General features: G+C 71.2%; 9 protein-coding genes and 1 riboswitch. Of the genes, 4 read left to right on the top strand and 5 right to left on the bottom strand.

The annotated features are described in order from the left end of the window. Nucleotides 1–21: 21 nt before the first annotated feature. The 5 genes from D455_RS0110455 to D455_RS0110435 form a co-directional block, all read right to left on the bottom strand. A complete protein-coding gene (locus D455_RS0110455; protein WP_026122503.1) occupies nt 22–810 on the bottom strand; it encodes an enoyl-CoA hydratase/isomerase family protein in 789 nt (262 codons plus the stop codon). Between the two features lie 45 nt (nt 811–855). Beyond that, nucleotides 856–1,680, bottom strand: coding sequence for an energy-coupling factor transporter transmembrane component T family protein (locus D455_RS0110450; RefSeq protein ID WP_017570673.1), 825 nt, complete (start codon nt 1,678–1,680; stop codon nt 856–858). Further along, nucleotides 1,673–3,283: an ABC transporter ATP-binding protein gene (locus tag D455_RS0110445; protein WP_017570672.1), complete on the bottom strand. Its 1,611-nt coding sequence runs from the start codon at nt 3,281–3,283 to the stop codon at nt 1,673–1,675. Before D455_RS0110445 ends, D455_RS0110450 begins: the two co-directional genes overlap by 8 nt. 3 nt (nt 3,284–3,286) lie before the next feature. Continuing rightward, complete coding sequence (locus tag D455_RS0110440) at nt 3,287–3,910, bottom strand: ECF transporter S component (protein ID WP_017570671.1); 624 nt, start codon at nt 3,908–3,910, stop codon at nt 3,287–3,289. A 111-nt stretch (nt 3,911–4,021) separates the two neighbouring features. After that, nucleotides 4,022–4,129, bottom strand: a riboswitch (TPP riboswitch). 173 nt (nt 4,130–4,302) lie between these two features. Then, nucleotides 4,303–6,834 (bottom strand): transglycosylase domain-containing protein, encoded by a 2,532-nt coding sequence (locus D455_RS0110435; RefSeq protein WP_394296636.1) that lies wholly within the window; start codon nt 6,832–6,834, stop codon nt 4,303–4,305. Nucleotides 6,835–7,681: 847 nt separating this feature from the next. On the opposite strand from D455_RS0110435, the gene D455_RS0110430 reads away from it, so the two are divergent. The 4 genes from D455_RS0110430 to glgB form a co-directional block, all read left to right on the top strand. Beyond that, nucleotides 7,682–9,652 carry an alpha-1,4-glucan--maltose-1-phosphate maltosyltransferase gene (locus D455_RS0110430; protein ID WP_017570669.1) on the top strand — a complete coding sequence of 657 codons (1,971 nt, stop codon included), beginning with the start codon at nt 7,682–7,684 and terminating at the stop codon, nt 9,650–9,652. A 110-nt stretch (nt 9,653–9,762) separates the two neighbouring features. Then, nucleotides 9,763–11,808 carry a maltose alpha-D-glucosyltransferase gene (treS, locus tag D455_RS0110425; protein ID WP_017570668.1) on the top strand — a complete coding sequence of 682 codons (2,046 nt, stop codon included), beginning with the start codon at nt 9,763–9,765 and terminating at the stop codon, nt 11,806–11,808. Nucleotide 11,809: 1 nt separating this feature from the next. Further along, on the top strand, nt 11,810–13,201 hold the full coding sequence (locus D455_RS0110420) for a maltokinase N-terminal cap-like domain-containing protein (protein ID WP_017570667.1): 1,392 nt from the start codon (nt 11,810–11,812) through the stop codon (nt 13,199–13,201). Nucleotides 13,202–13,731: 530 nt separating this feature from the next. After that, nucleotides 13,732–15,872, top strand: a 2,141-nt coding sequence (gene glgB, locus D455_RS0110415) for a 1,4-alpha-glucan branching protein GlgB (RefSeq protein ID WP_040684781.1), incomplete at its 3' end; no start/stop codon positions are given.

The raw sequence follows: 15,872 nt of genomic DNA, 5'->3' as shown, positions 1-15,872 counted from the left end.
CGCCCGCCCCGACCTGCCGTTTCAGCGTCCGTCGAAAGTGGCCCTGCCCGGTCCCTGCTCGACGAAGCTGCGCATGCCGTTCTTCTGGTCCTCCGTCGCGAACAGTCCCGCGAAGTGCAGGCGCTCGATCTCCAGACCCGTGTCCAGGTCCGTCTCCAGCCCCCGGTCCACCGCCTCCTTGGCCGCGGCCAGCGCCACGGCCGGGCCGTCGGCGTACCGGGCGACCAGCGCCACGGCCGACCCGTAGACCTCCTCGTCCGGCACGACCTGGTCCACCAGGCCGATCTCGCGGGCCTCGTCCGCCTTCACGTGGCGGCCGCTGAAGATCATCTCCTTGGCCCTGGACGGTCCGACGAGGCGGGGCAGGCGCTGGGTCCCGCCCGCGCCGGGGATCACGCCGAGCTGGATCTCGGGCACGCCCAGCTTCGCCCCGGCCCCCGCGACGCGGAAGTCGGCGGCCAGGGCCAGCTCCAGGCCTCCGCCAAGCGCGTACCCGGTGACCGCCGCGACGACCGGCTTGGGGATCCTGGCCACCAGGGTCAGGGCGTCCTGGAGGCCGCGCGCGTACTCCCGCATCTGGACGGAAGTGAGGTCCGCCATCTCCTTGATGTCGGCGCCCGCAACGAACACGCGCTCGCCGCCGTAGACCACCACGGCGCGCACGTCCGGGTCCCTGGACACCCGGGTCGCGGCCTCGGCGATCTCCGCCGTCAGCGCCGCGTTGAGCGCGTTCACCTTCGGCCGGTCCAGCCGGATCACGGCCACGGCCGGGTGCTCCGGATCGGTCTCCACACGCACGAACTCGCCCACGGTCTCCACCTCGTTCACCTCGACGTCAGTGTCCACGACTGCCTATCACCCGCCTCCGGAGAAGAGCAGCACCAGGGTGCCCAGCCGCGCGGACAGCGCGTACGCCGCCGTCAGGAGCAGGGCGGCACCCACCAGCAGCAGCGTGTCCGCGCGCCGCCAACGACTCTCCCTGGCGCGGCTGCGCGGCCCGGTCCCGAACGCGCGGGCGTCCATCGCCGCGGCCAGCAGGGTCCCGGTGCGGATGGAGCGCACCAGCAGGGCGAAGAGACGACCGAAGAACAGCGTGACCACGCGGGCGGGGTTGCCCCCGGCCTCCAGGCCGCGCGCCCTCCGAGCCAGCGTGATGGTGCGCCACTGGTCGGCGAGCAGCGGGACGAGCCGTAGTGCCGCCAGCACGCCCATGGCGGGACGTTCCGGCACCCTCAGCCGCTGCACCAGCCCGTCGGCCATCTCCGTCGGATCACTGCTCACGGCCGCGACCAGGCCGGGCAGGGCGATGGCCAGCAGGCGTACCGCCGCGCCCAAAGCGCCCTCCGCGCCGTGCTCCCCGTACAGGTAGTTGACCAGCCCGCTGGAGAGCCCCATGAGCAGGAAGGGCCCGCCCAGGACGAGCAGGGTGCGCCGGTCGATCCCGCTGAACGGCAGGAGCAGCAGGACGCCAGCCAGGACCACGCCGCCGGTGACGGCGTCCACGGCCGGGACCAGACCCACGCCCAGCAGCAGGGCGGCGAGCAGCTTGGCCGCCGGATTGAGTCCGACGAGCCAGTAGCGGGCGCCGCCGTCCTCCGGCGCGTCCAGGGTCAGCGTGTCCCCGCTCGGGGCGCGGTCCGCGCGGATCCGGCGGTCCACGAGTTCCGCACGATCACCCATGGTCTCCCCCTCCGGCCGTCGCGTAGCGCGGTCCGCCCTCCCCGGGCCCCTCCGCCTCGGCACCCGGCTTCCACTCCTCGTACACGGCCCGGCCGTCGGCCACGCGCACCCGCGCGTCCGCCAGGTGCCGCAGCAGCAGGTCGTCGTGGGTGGCCATGACCAGCGCGCGACCCTCGGCCCGCAGGGCGCCCAGCAGTTCCACCAGCTCCGTCCAGGTACGGGTGTCCTGACCGAAGGTGGGCTCGTCGAGCACGAGGACGTCGGGCGCGTGCGAGGGGCCGGAGCTGAGCGCCGTGGCCACCGACAGCCGCCGCTTCTCCCCGCCCGAGAGCGTGTAGGGGTGCACGTCGGCCAGCGCGGTCAGGCGCAGCCGCTCCATCAGCTCGTCCACCCAGGCGTCGGTCTCGGTCTCGCCCATCCCGGCCCGCAGCGGGGCGAACCGCAGTTCGTCGCGGACGGTGGCGGTGACGAACTGGTCCTCGGCGTGCTGGAAGACCGTGCCCACGTGCCGGGCCAGCCTGCGGGCGGGCCAGCGCGCCAGCGGGCGCTGGTCGGCCTCGGCCAGCGGCCCGCGCGGCAGCACCCGCCCCCGGTACGGCTTCGACAGCCCGGCGAGCAGGGTCAGCAGCGTGGACTTGCCCGCCCCGTTGGGCCCGGTCAACGCGGTCGCCGCCCCGGCGCGGACGGTGGCGTCCACGCCCTCGAACACCACGCGCCGGGGCGCGGAGCGCACCCCCAACTGGGCCGGGGTGCGCGCCGCGACGTCCACGGCCTCCAGCCGGGGGCCTCCTCCCGGTGCCGGTGGCAGCGCGGGCCCGGGTTCGTTCCCGGGCATCCACACCCCCTGGGCGGCCAGGGAGCGCCCGTGCTCGGCGAACACGGCCCCGGGGGTCCCGTCGGCGATCACGCCGCCGCCGGGCTCCACGACCACGACGCGGTCCACCAGGTCGACGACCTCGGCCACCCGGTGCTCGACCAGCACCAGGGTCGCCTCGGTCTCGGAGAGCAGGCGCTTGAGCACACCGCGCACCAGCGCGGCACCGGCCGGGTCGAGGTTGGCGGTGGGCTCGTCCAGCAGCAGCAGGCGGGGACGCATGGCCAGCGCTCCGGCGATCACCAGGCGCTGTTTCTCACCACCCGACAGCGCTCCGGTGGAGTGGCGGGGGCCGTAGGGGAAGCCGACGGCCTCCAGCGCCCCGCGGACCCGGGGCCAGACGAGCCCGGGGTCCACGCCCAGGTTCTCCGGACCGAAGGCGACGTCGTCGCCCGCGCGCGCCATGACCAGCTGTGTCTCGGGGTCCTGGCTGACCATGCCTACCGAGCCCCGGCTCCGGTCGGCGGGCGCTCCGTCCACGAGCAGGGAGCCCTCCCGGTCGCCGCTGATGGCGCCGTCCGCGCCGGTCAGACCGGCCAGGGAGTGCAGCAGGGTGGACTTGCCCGCGCCGGAGGCACCGAGCAGCAGCACGCGTTCACCCGGTTCGATCACCAGGTCCACGCCGCGCAGCGCGTACGCCTCGCGGCCCGAGTGCCGCCAGCCCCAGCCGGACAGCTCGACACGTGCGCCGGGACGGGTGTCCGCCCCGGGCACGTTCCCGGAGGCCACGGGTCAGCCCCTCGCCGACGGGAAGGGGGCCAGCGCGCCGGAGCGGGCCAGCGCCGTGGTGAGCAGCCGGGCGCCCACCCCGGCGATGACGGCGGCGCTGACCACCACGATGACGCCGTAGGTGATCTGGTGGTGCAGCGGCCAGGTCACGTTGTAGGCCAGGTTGTCGCGGATGGCGGGGGACACCCCCGCGACCGCGGCCGCGAGGACGGCCACGCCCATGCCCCAGCGCCGGTAGCCGAAGGCGAGGAAGACCAGCTCGGGCAGGATGCCCTGGAGGGTGCCGTCGAGGATGACCATGATCCCCCACTGGGTGCCCAGGACCGCCGACACCGAGGCCGCGGCGATCGAGGTGAGCAGGGCGGCGCCGGGCTTGCGGATGATGAGGCCGCCCAGGACCCCGGAGATCAGCCACATGCCGTAGACGACGGCCTGCGCGGGCGGGAAGGCCACGAACAGCGGGGTCGTGACCGACCAGACGATGTTCCAGAGCCAGAAGACGACGCCGACCGCGACGCCGATGACGGCGGCCACGACGATGTCGACGGTGCGCCAGCTTCGCAGCTGGCCGAGGACGCCCTTCCAGAGGCCGGTGCTCCCGGATGTGGAGGTGCTGTCGCTCTTCATGTGCTGTTGTCCCTTCGTCGGGGGAGGACGAGGGGCCATGCGGCCAAGAGCGCCGCCGGGGTGTTCGTCCCGTGCACCGGGACGTCCCGGTGCGCGGGAGACACGCCACCGGTGACGGTTCCTACGACTTCCTTCGCTGGCATGACCCAGATCAGGTGTGTAAGGGTCTGCGGCCTGGTGCCGCACTCTCAGCGCTCACGCGCTCCCCTGTCGGTTCTCCTCCATTATGGGACAACAAGGAGAAGTTTGGGGTGTTCCCCCTCGGAAATCTCCTTCCGACCCCGTAATTCTGGTTCGGGCCCTCGTACCTGACCGGATACGTCGCCGGTGTGGCGCATGGGCCGGTGAACCTCGACGGTCACCGCGTGAGGACGTGTCCGCCGACCACGCCCTCAGTCCTCGGGCCTGCCGAAACCCTCGGGCATCACCGCGTTCGGTGTGCCGTCCTGCCCGGCTCCGCCACCGCCCTGGGACCCGCCGCCGCCACCGGCACCGCCGCCCTGGGACCCGCCATCACCGTCACCGCCACCGGCACCACCGCCCTGGGACCCGCCCCCGGTGCCGCCTCCTCCGCCGGTGCCGCCGCCACCGGTGCCGCCACCGCCGGTCGCGCCTCCGTTACCTCCGGTCGCGCCGTCTCCACCACCGCCTCCGGCTCCTCCACCGCCGCCGCCCGTGCCGCCAGCGGCCACGTCGCCGCCCCCACCGTCGGTACCGCCGCCACCGGTGGCTCCATCATCACCGTCTTCCCCGCCTCCGGCGTCACCGCCGTCATCACCGTCACCGCCGTCATCGCCCGAACCGGACGGTTTGGCCGACGGGTCGCCGTAGGCCTCCGGAGACGGGGCGAAGTCCTCCTGCGGGACCTCCTTGACGGCCTCGCGCATGGTGGCCTGCCAGATCGGACCGGGGAGCGTGGCTCCGTAGACGATGCCGTAGTAGCGGTCACCGATGGTCACGCCCTGGAGCGGGTGCTGCTCGCCGCCGCGGATGTCACCGACCACCACGGTTCCGGCCAGGTTCCGGGTGTACCCCGCGAACCACGCGTACGCCGAACTGTCGGTGGTACCGGTCTTGGCCGCCGCCGGGCGCCCGATCTCCAGGCCGGTGGTGGTACCGCCGTCGAAGGTCTGCTGGAGCAGGTGGTTGACGCCGTCGGCGACCTTGGTGTCCAACCTGTCCTCGTCGCACTCGGTGCCCACCTCGATCTCCCGGCCGTCCTCACCCTCCAGGAGGATCGAGGACACCGGTACCGGTTCGCAGTAGGTGCCCCGGGAGGCGAACACGGCGTAGGCGCTCGCCATGGTCAGCGGGGAGACCTCCTGGTCGCCCAGCGTGAAGGAGCTCCACACGCCCATCTCCTCACCGTCGGCGCGGTGGACGCCCAGCCGCTGGGCCATCTCCGAGGTCTCGCACAGGCCGACGCGCTCCTGGAGCTGGGCGAAGTAGGTGTTCACCGACCCCTTCGTGCCGGTGATCATGTTGTGCGTGCCCCCGCTGCTGTCGCCGGCGTTGCCCACGCTCCAGGGCTGCATCCTCCCGCCCTCGCAGTTCTCCAGTCCGCTCACGGTCAGACCGTCGGGCGAGGCGAAGCTGGTGTCGTACCCGAGCCCGGCGTCCAGGGCCGCGGCCAGGGTGAACGGCTTGAACGTCGATCCCGCCTGGTAGCCCAGGGATCCGCCGTCGGCGTGGTCCACGGCCAGGTTGATCGAGGTGGTGCCCGGCTCGTCGTCGAAGCCGTACTCCATGTTCTGGGCCATCGCCCGGACCCGGCCGGTGCCCGGCTCCACGAGGACCTCGGCGGCGAACTTGTGGGAGTCGTTCCCCGGGACGTACTTCTCGATCGCCTCCTCCGCGTCATGCTGCATGTCGAGGTCGAGCGTGGTGCGCACGGTGATGCCTCCCCGTGCCAGCATCCGCTCGCGCTCCTCCGGGGTGTCGGCGAGCGCGTCGGAGTCGCTCAGCCACCGCATGACGTAGTCGCAGAAGGGCGCCTGCTCACTGCTGAAGCAGCTGCCGCCGCGCGGCGTCCTGTCCAGACCCAGGTCCCGGCCCTTGTACTCCTCCGCCTCCGCGGGCTCCAGGGCCCCGGTGTCGGCCATCCGGTCCAGGACGACGTTGCGGCGCTCCCGTGCCGCCTCGGGGTTGGTGAACGGGTTGTAGTACGACGGCGCGCGCACCAGGCCCGCGAGTGTCGCGGCCTGCGCGGGGTCGAGCTCGGAGGCCGGGACGGAGAAGTAGCGCTGGGCGGCGACCTCGATGCCGTGGGCGCCCTCCCCGAAGTAGGCGAGGTTGAGGTAGCCCTGCATGATCTCGTCCTTGGTGCGCCGCTTCTCGACCTCGATGGCGTAGCGCAGCTCCAGCACCTTGCGGGTCAGGGTGCGCTCCTTGGCGCTCTCCCTCTCCTCCTCGGTGTTCGCCTGTTCCATGAGGAGGTTCTTCACGTACTGCTGGGTGATGGTGGACCCGCCCTCGGTGTCCCCCAGAGCGGTGCGGATCGCGGCCCGGAACGTACCGACCAGGTCCAGCCCGGCGTGCTCGTAGAAGTGCTCGTCCTCGATCGCCATGAGGGCTTCGGGCATCCGGGGGCTGATCTCGTCCAGTGACACCACGTCGCGTTCGCGCTCGGCCACCTCGGCGATCGGCTCCCCGTCCACGTCGGTGAGCAGCACGCGTTCGGACGGACGCGGAATCTCCAGGTCGCTGGGCAGGGCCATGAAGGCCGCGGCGGTGTCCTTGGCCGCCAGCCCGATCCCCGCCGCCCACGGCATGACCAGCGCAGCCGTCAACAGGCCGGCGACCGCGCTCGTCCCCGCCAGGCGCCGGAGCGTCTCCCGACGGTCCCCGCTCGGCGTGGGCTCGGCCAGCTTCCTCCGCAGGGCCTCGGCCCACCCGCCGTCCGGGACCGCGACCCACCTCCGCACGCCCGGAAACCCGAGCCATCCCCCCACGCGAGAGGGGATGCCGCGCCATCCCCGACTCGGGACCTCGTGCCGCCGCCCGCCCGGCGGGCGCTGGTTCGACTCCGTCACGTCGCCCCCTACCGCCTGTGCCGTCCCGCCCACGGAACACGCGGGCAGGAGTCTCCACCGGCCACGGTCTCAAAGCGGTCGTAAAGGATGAACCGCGCAAACGGGCGTGTCGACGAAAGGATTCCCCAATATCCAGCAAAGAACCCCAGAACGAACATAATCCATGAATCACCACGAAACAGTCACACCACAAGCTTGACATCAAGAGAAAGGGCGAGGCCCGCAGAGAGGTTTCACCGGGAGAAGGTGACCGAATCCGGAGCAAACGATCCTTCGACGACCATTCGGCCACACGGGGATGTCCGGAATGCCTCCGCGCAACCTCCGAGTGCATTCGGTGATCCCTACCCACCGCGCCACACCGCCCAACATGACCACTCAGCCCCTCGGCATTTCCCCCGAATACACCAGAAAACAACCACAGAGACACCTGCATCGGGTGCATCCCTATGCCCGTTTTGAGAGGTTTACCCCGCTGAAACCCGGCAAATACCAGCTCTCAGCGCACACAGCCAGTGTGATGAGGATCACACAAATTATTCGGCCCTGGCACTCCGCCAAACACCACAAGAGGGCAGACGATAGACAGCGGAGGGCACCGAAGCCGCAATCCGGACAGTTTCTGTTCCGGACACTTCGTTCACTCCGTCTTGCCTCGGATTAACCCCCGGTTATTTCCGCCTGCCGAAAAACAGCACGGTTCCGTAACGCCCGAACCACGACAATTACGGTGTAGCCAGTGATCGGACGCCTGCCCATCCTCGACATCTCTCCAGAGAACGACCTCGGCCCGGTGAAAGCCGTTCCCGGTGAACGCTTCACCGTGGGCGCGACGGTGATCCGCGAGGGCCACGACTCCCTCGCCGCGGGCGTCGTCGTCTACTCCCCCCGAGGACGCCGCGAACACCTCGTCCCCATGCGTGAGCACGCGCCGGGCACCGACCGGTACGAGGCCGAGATCAGCCTCCCCTCGGAGGGGAGGTGGTCCTTCGCCGTCGAGTCCTGGACCGATCCCTTCGCCACCTGGCACCGCACCGCCAGCGTCAAGCTCCCCCTGGACCAGGACACCGAACTCGTCCTGGAGGAGGGCGCCCGGCTGCTCGCACGCGCCGGACGCCGCGTTCCCCGCAGGCCCGCACTCACCACCGCCGCCAAGGCGCTGCGCGACACCTCCATGTCCCCCATGGAACGGTTCCAGGCGGCGGTCACCCCCGAGGTCCTCGCCGAGATGGAGCGCTCACCCCTGCGCGAGCTGGTCACCAGGTCCCGACGCACCAGCGTCGTCGTGCACCGCGAACGCGCGCTGTTCGGCTCCTGGTACGAGTTCTTCCCGCGTTCGGAGGGCGCCCACGTGGGCACCGCTCCCGGCCAGGAGCGCTCGGGCACCCTCGCCACCGCCGCCAAGCGCCTGCCCGCCATCGCCGACATGGGCTTCGACGTGGTCTACCTGCCGCCCGTACACCCGGTCGGCACCACCCACCGCAAGGGCGCCAACAACGCCCTGACCGCGGGGCCGGGCGACCCCGGGTCGGTGTGGGCCATCGGGTCGGCCGACGGGGGCCACGACGCCGTCCACCCCGACCTCGGCACCCTCGCCGACTTCGACGCCTTCGTCGCCGAGGCCCACGAACACGGCATGGAGATCGCCCTGGACCTGGCCCTCCAGTGCTCCCCCGACCACCCCTGGGTCACCGAGCACCCGGAGTGGTTCACCACCCGGGCCGACGGCTCCATCGCCCACGCCGAGAACCCGCCCAAGAAGTACCAGGACATCTACCCGCTCGACTTCGACAACGACTTCGAGGGCCTCTACGCGGCCATCCTGCGGGTGGTCGAGCACTGGATCGGCCACGGCGTGCGGATCTTCCGCGTCGACAACCCGCACACCAAGCCGGTCGCGTTCTGGGAGAGGCTGCTCGCCGACGTCGCCCGGCGGCACCCCGACGTGCTCTTCCTGGCCGAGGCCTTCACCCGGCCCGCCATGATGCGCACCCTGGCCAAGGTCGGCTTCCACCAGTCCTACACCTACTTCACCTGGCGCAACGGCAAGGACGAACTGACCGACTACCTCACCGAGCTGAGCCGGGAGACCGCCCACTACCTGCGCCCCAACCTGTTCACCAACACGCCGGACATCCTGCACGCCTACCTTCAGCACGGCGGTCGCCCCGCGTTCGCGGTCCGCGCGGTGCTGGCGGCCCTGCTCTCTCCCACCTGGGGCGTCTACTCCGGTTTCGAACTGTGCGAGAACACCCCGGCCGCGCCGGGCAGCGAGGAGTACCTGGACTCGGAGAAGTACCAGTACCGGCCGCGCGACTGGGCCGCGGCCGAGGCCTCCGGTGAGAGCCTCAGCGGGCTCATCACGCTGCTCAACCGGCTGCGCCGCGAGCACCCGGCCCTGCGTGAACTGCGCAACCTGCGCTTCCACCACGTGGACCGGCCCGAGCTCGTCTGCTTCTCCAAGCACCGGCCCGGCACCGGGCCAGGCGACCCCGACGACGCCGTGATCGCCGTCGTCAACCTCGACCCGCACCACGCACGCGAGGCGACGGTGCACCTGGATCTGCCGTCCATCGGCCACGCGCGAGAGGAGGAACTCAGGGTGACCGACGAGCTGACCGGCCGTACCTACACCTGGGGCGCGGACAACTACGTCCGTCTGGACCCCGCGACCGGTCCCGCGCACGTGTTCACCGTCAACGGCAGATAGCGGACCCCGGTTCACGGACGGGACCCGGCGGCACACCGCGCGCCGGCGCCCCTCCCGTGCCCGAAACGCCTGTTGATCCGACGTCGAACATTCTTGGTGGGGAGCAGTAGATGAGCAAAGACGAGCCCGGCCACGGCGGACACGGTCACGCCGAACACGGACCGCTCGCCCCAGCCACCGGGGCCGCCACCGGCCCGCTCATGTCCTCCGGTGGTACCAGTGATCCCCACTGGTACAAGCACGCCGTCTTCTACGAGGTACTCGCCCGGGGTTTCTTCGACTCCAACGGCGACGGAACCGGCGACCTCGCGGGGCTGGTCCGGAAACTGGACTACCTCCAGTGGCTCGGGATCGACTGCGTATGGCTGCTGCCTATGTACGAGTCGCCCCTGCGCGACGGCGGATACGACATCTCGGACTACTTCAAGATCCTCCCGGAGTTCGGCCGCACCGCCGACTTCGTGGAGCTCCTGGACGAGGCGCACCGACGCGGCATCCGCGTCATCACCGACCTGGTCATGAACCACACCAGCGACCAGCACCCATGGTTCCGGGCCTCCCGTGAGGACCCCGAAGGTCCCTACGGCGACTTCTACGTGTGGTCGGACACCGACGACCGCTACGACGAGGCCCGCATCATCTTCGTCGACACCGAGACGTCCAACTGGACCTACGACGAGGTCCGCGGCCAGTACTACTGGCACCGGTTCTTCTCCCACCAGCCCGACCTCAACTTCGAGAACCCGGCCGTGCAGGAGGCGATCCTGGAGGTCCTGCGCTACTGGCTGGACCTGGGCATCGACGGATTCCGTCTGGACGCCGTGCCCTACCTGTACGAGCGCGAGGGCACCAACTGCGAGAACCTCAAGGAGACGCACGAGTTCCTCAAGCGCGTGCGAGCGGAGGTGGACCGGCTCTACCCCGACCGCGTGCTGCTGAGCGAGGCCAACCAGTGGCCGTCCGACGTCGTCGACTACTTCGGCGACTTCGAGTCCGGCGGCGACGAGTGCCACATGAACTTCCACTTCCCGCTGATGCCGCGCATGTTCATGGCGGTCCGGCAGGAGCAGCGCTTCCCGATCTCGGAGATCCTCGCCCAGACGCCGCCGATCCCCCGCGACTGCCAGTGGGCGATCTTCCTGCGCAACCACGACGAGCTGACCCTGGAGATGGTCACCGACGAGGAGCGCGACTACATGTACTCCGAGTACGCCAAGGAACCCCGCATGCGCGCCAACGTGGGGATCCGCAGGCGGCTCGCGCCCCTGTTGGACAACGACCGCGACCAGATCGAACTGTTCACCGCCCTGCTGCTGTCGCTGCCGGGCTCGCCCGTCCTGTACTACGGCGACGAGATCGGCATGGGCGACAACATCTGGCTGGGCGACCGCGACGCCGTGCGCACGCCCATGCAGTGGAGCTCGGACCGCAACGCCGGGTTCTCCAAGGGCGACCCGGCCCGCCTGTACCTGCCGCTGATCATGGACCCGGTCTACGGCTACCAGGCGGTCAACGTCGAGGCCCAGCGCGACAACCCCGGATCGCTGCTGCACTGGACCCGGCGCATGATCCAGATCCGCAAGCGCCACCCGGTGTTCGGCACCGGAGCCTTCAGCGAGCTCAACGCCTCCAATCCGAGCGTGCTGGCGTTCATCCGCGAACACGGTGACGACCGCATGCTCTGCGTCAACAACCTGTCGCGGTACCCGCAGCCCGTGGAACTGGACCTGTCCCGGTACGCCGGGGTCAGCCCGGTGGAGTGCGTGGGGGGTGTGCGCTTCCCCGAGGTCGGGGAGCTGCCGTACCTGCTCACCCTGCCCGGGCACGGCTTCTACTGGTTCCAACTGCCCGCGACCGCCGAGCCGGGCTCCGCACGCGTGGGCCGGGACGGCATGCCGTCCTACGGACTGCCCGCGGCCGGGGTCCGCGTGCACGCCACCTTCGACGGCCCTCCGGTCCACGCCGCCACACGGGCGCACGGACCCGATCACCCAGTCAGCACGACGTCCAGCATTCCGACCGGGGTCTCCCCCGCGTTCGGCGACGGCGCGTCCGCGGCCCCCACCAGGGCCCCGGTACGCGCGTCGGGCCCTCCCGGCCCCGCCGCGGAGCGCACGGACCGGGGTGGTGGCGAGAAGGGAAACGGGTCACTCTGACATGTCCCAACTCGAAGAACTCCTGGCGGTCTGGCTGCCGCGACAGCGCTGGTTCTCCGGTAAGGGGATCCCCATCCGGCAGATCCGGGTCGAGAGCAGGCACACGCTGGTGTCGGCCGGTCCCGAGGGCCCCGACCTGAACGTCCTCGTCCTCCAGGCGGGGCAGCGGGGCCGCAGCTCCCGCTACCAGGTGATGCTGGGCTCGCGCCCGCCGCGCTCCCTGCCGCCGGACCTGGCGCGCGTCGCCATCGGCGTGTGCCAGGTGGCGGGCGGCAGGCCCCGGGTGGTCTACGACGCCGCCCACGACGCGCAGCTGACCCGGATGCTGCTCGAACGGTTCGCGCACCCCACCGGGGCGGAACCCTCCGGCAGGGTCCGTTTCCGGTCCCTGCCGGGAAGGAGCATCCGCACCGGGACTGCCGGGCGCATGCTCACCGGCGAGCAGTCCAACACGTCGCTGGTCTTCGGCGAGGACTACGTCCTCAAGACCTTCCGCAGACTCTGGCCCGGGCCCAACCCGGACCTGGAGCTGAACATGGCGCTGTCCGGGTCGCCGTACGTGGCCCGGCCGTGCGGGTGGATCGAGGCCGACCTGGCCGGGCACTCCACTCCCACGACCCTGGCCATGCTCCAGACCTACATCCCGCGGGCCACGGACGGGTGGGTGCTCGCCACCGCCAACGTGCGCGCCCTGTTGGAGGGCACCGGCAACGGGCGCGAGTCCTCGTTCACCGCAGAGGCCGCCCGGCTCGGCCGCACCACCGCCGAGGTGCACCAGTCGCTGTCACGGACGCTGCCCACGGACGTGCTCACACCGGCGGGGGCGGCCGAGATGGCCGACGCCATGGTGGAGCGCCTGGCGATGGCCAGCGCGGAGGTGCCGGAGCTGGCCGAGCACGCACCCCGGGTGATGGAGGCCTACGCCGACTTCTCCGAGGTGGACGAACCACTGCCGATACAGCGCATCCACGGCGACTACCACCTGGGGCAGGTGATCCGCACCGACTCCGGGTGGGTGCTGCTGGACTTCGAGGGCGAGCCCACCGTGCCGGTACGGGACCGCCAGCGCCTGTCCAGCCCGCTGCGGGACGTGGCGGGGATGCTCCGCTCCTTCGACTACGCGGCCGGGTACCTGCTGGTCGGGCACCCGGGCGACACCGAACTGGAGTGGTCGGCCCGCGCCTGGGCCCGGCACAACCGGGAGGCGTTCTGCCGGGGGTACGCCGACGGGGGCGGGGCCGACCCGGAGAAGCACCTGGTGGTCCTGCGGGCGTTCGAGTTCGACAAGGCCGTGTACGAGGTGCTGTACGAGGCCAGGAACCGGCCGAACTGGCTGCGGGTCCCGCTGGAGTCCATCGCCACCGCGGCGGCGGCGCCGCCCGTCCCCGGTTAGGGCCCGTTCCCGAACGGGAGCCCGACCCCGACAGGCGCTCGTTGGGGGGCGGTCCGCCTCGGTGCGGAGCGCCCCCAGCGGGCGGTGGCGGGCGGGCCCGAGCGCAGAGGAAGGCCCGGAGAGAACACGGTCGGCCGTCGGCCGACCCACGACCACCATCAACCCCCCGGTCAGTCCACACGAGTACTACGGAGTCCGTATTGACCTCGCCGCGTAGCGAACACCATCCGCGTGCCAGTGCCAAGGCCGCGACCAACGGAAAGGGCACGAAGAAGGAGACCGTGGAGACCATCCCGATCGTGGAGGAGGTGTCCGTCGCCGAGACGGAGGCCGCGACCACGGGCGGGTCCACGTCCGCCGCGAAGGCGGGGAGGTCGAAGAAGGCCCCCGCGGCGGCGAAGAAGGGAGCACGGAGCGGGAACGGCGCCAAGGCGCCCGCCAAGGGGAGTTCCACGGGCTCCGGCCGGTCCACCGCCGCGTCCCGGCGGAAGGGCCCCGACCCCGAACTGATCGCCGCGCTGGACCGGCTGGTGGACGGCCACCACCACGACCCGCACTCGCTGCTGGGCGTGCACCCGGAGGGACGGGGCACCGTGGTGCGGGCCCTGCGCCCGGGCGCGCTGGAGGTGCACGCCGTCCTGGCCGACGGCTCGCGGCTGCGCATGGACCACCTGCACCGGGGCGTGTTCTCCGCCAAGGTGGCCAGGAGCAGGCTGGGTTCCGTGCCCGACTACCGGATCGCCGTCCGCTACGAGGAGGACGGTCCCGAGTACGTGGCCGCCGACCCGTACCGGTTCGCGCCGACCCTCGGCGAACTGGACCTGCACCTGATCGGTGAGGGCCGCCACGAGGAGTTGTGGAACGCCCTGGGCGCGCACACCCGCGTCGAGGACACCGCGATGGGCGAGGTGGCCGGAACCGGGTTCGCGGTGTGGGCGCCGGACGCGCGCGGCGTGCGGGTGATCGGCGACGTCAACTACTGGAACGGCGTGGGACACCCCATGCGGAGCCTGGGCTCCAGCGGCGTGTGGGAGCTCTTCGTGCCGGGGGTGGGCGACGGCGACCTGTACAAGTTCCAGATCCTGGGCGCCGACGGACACTGGCGGGACAAGGCCGACCCGATGGCGCGGTGCACGCAGATGCCGCCCGCGACCGCCTCCGTGGTCACCACCTCCACCCACGTGTGGGGCGACCAGGAGTGGATGAGCGAGCGCAAGGGCGTGGAGCAGCACCGGGCGCCGATGAGCGTCTACGAGGTGCACCTGGGCTCCTGGCGGCCCGGCCTGGGGTACGCCGAGCTGGCCGACGAGCTCGTCGCGTACGTGACCGACATGGGGTTCACGCACGTGGAGCTGCTGCCCGTGGCGGGACACCCCTACGACGGTTCCTGGGGCTACCAGGTGACGTCGTACTACGCTCCCACGCCCCGGTTCGGTTCACCGGACGAGTTCCGCCACCTGGTGGACTCCCTGCACCGCGCGGGGATCGGCGTGTTCCTGGACTGGGTGCCCGCGCACTTCCCGCGTGACGAGTGGGCGCTGGCCAACTTCGACGGGTCCGCGCTGTACGAGCACCCCAACCCCCGCCGGGGCGCGCACCCGGACTGGGGCACGTTGATCTTCAACTACGGGCGGACCGAGGTGCGCAACTTCCTCGTCGCCAACGCCCTGTACTGGGTGGAGGAGTTCCACATCGACGGCCTGCGGGTGGACGCGGTGGCCTCGATGATCTACCTGGACTACTCGCGCGACTCCGGCGCCTGGGAGCCGAACGCGTTCGGCGGCAGGGAGAACCTGGAGGCCATCGGCTTCCTCAAGGAGCTCAACACCACCGTCTACCGGCGCAACCCGCACGTGGCGATGATCGCGGAGGAGTCCACCGCCTACACGGGCGTGACCACCCCGGTCGAGCACGGCGGACTCGGTTTCGGCTTCAAGTGGAACATGGGGTGGATGCACGACACCCTGGAGTACGTCAGGAAGGAGCCGGTCCACCGCCAGTACCACCACAACGACATCACGTTCTCGATGGTGTACGCCTACAGCGAGAACTACGTGCTGCCGCTGTCCCACGACGAGGTGGTGCACGGCAAGCAGTCGCTGTTCAACAAGCCGCCCGGCGACGAGTGGCAGCGGTCGGCGAACCTGCGTGCGCTCCTGGCGTTCATGTGGTCCCACCCGGGCAAGCAGCTGCTGTTCATGGGCGGGGAGATCGCCCAGGGGGACGAGTGGTCGCACCGTGAGGGCGTGCCGTGGTGGCTGCTCCAGTTCGACCACCACGCGGGGGTGCAGCGCCTGGTCAGGACGCTCAACGAGGTCTACCGGCCGCGGGCGGCGCTGTGGTCGCGCGACACCGAACCGTCGGGCTTCACCTGGCTGGACGGCGGCGACCACCAGGGGAACACGCTGTCGTACCTGCGCCACGGCGACGACGGCTCGGTGCTCGCCTGCGCGGTGAACTTCTCCCCGGTGCCCCGTCCGCGCCGGCGGATGGGGCTGCCCGCCGAGGGCCGGTGGAACACGCTGCTCAACACGGACGAGGCGCGTTTCGGTGGTTCGGAGTACCCGGTGCCCGAGCACGTGGACGCCGAGCCCGTGCCCTGGGACGGGCAGCCGTTCTCGGCGGAGGTCACCCTGCCCCCGCTCGGCGCGGTCTGGTTCGAACCCGGGTC

The organism is Nocardiopsis halotolerans DSM 44410, assembly GCF_000341065.1.
In the GTDB taxonomy this organism is placed as follows: domain Bacteria; phylum Actinomycetota; class Actinomycetes; order Streptosporangiales; family Streptosporangiaceae; genus Nocardiopsis; species Nocardiopsis halotolerans.
The sequence above is the reverse complement of the archived record's forward strand: the minus strand, read 5'-3'. Positions and strand labels throughout refer to the sequence as shown.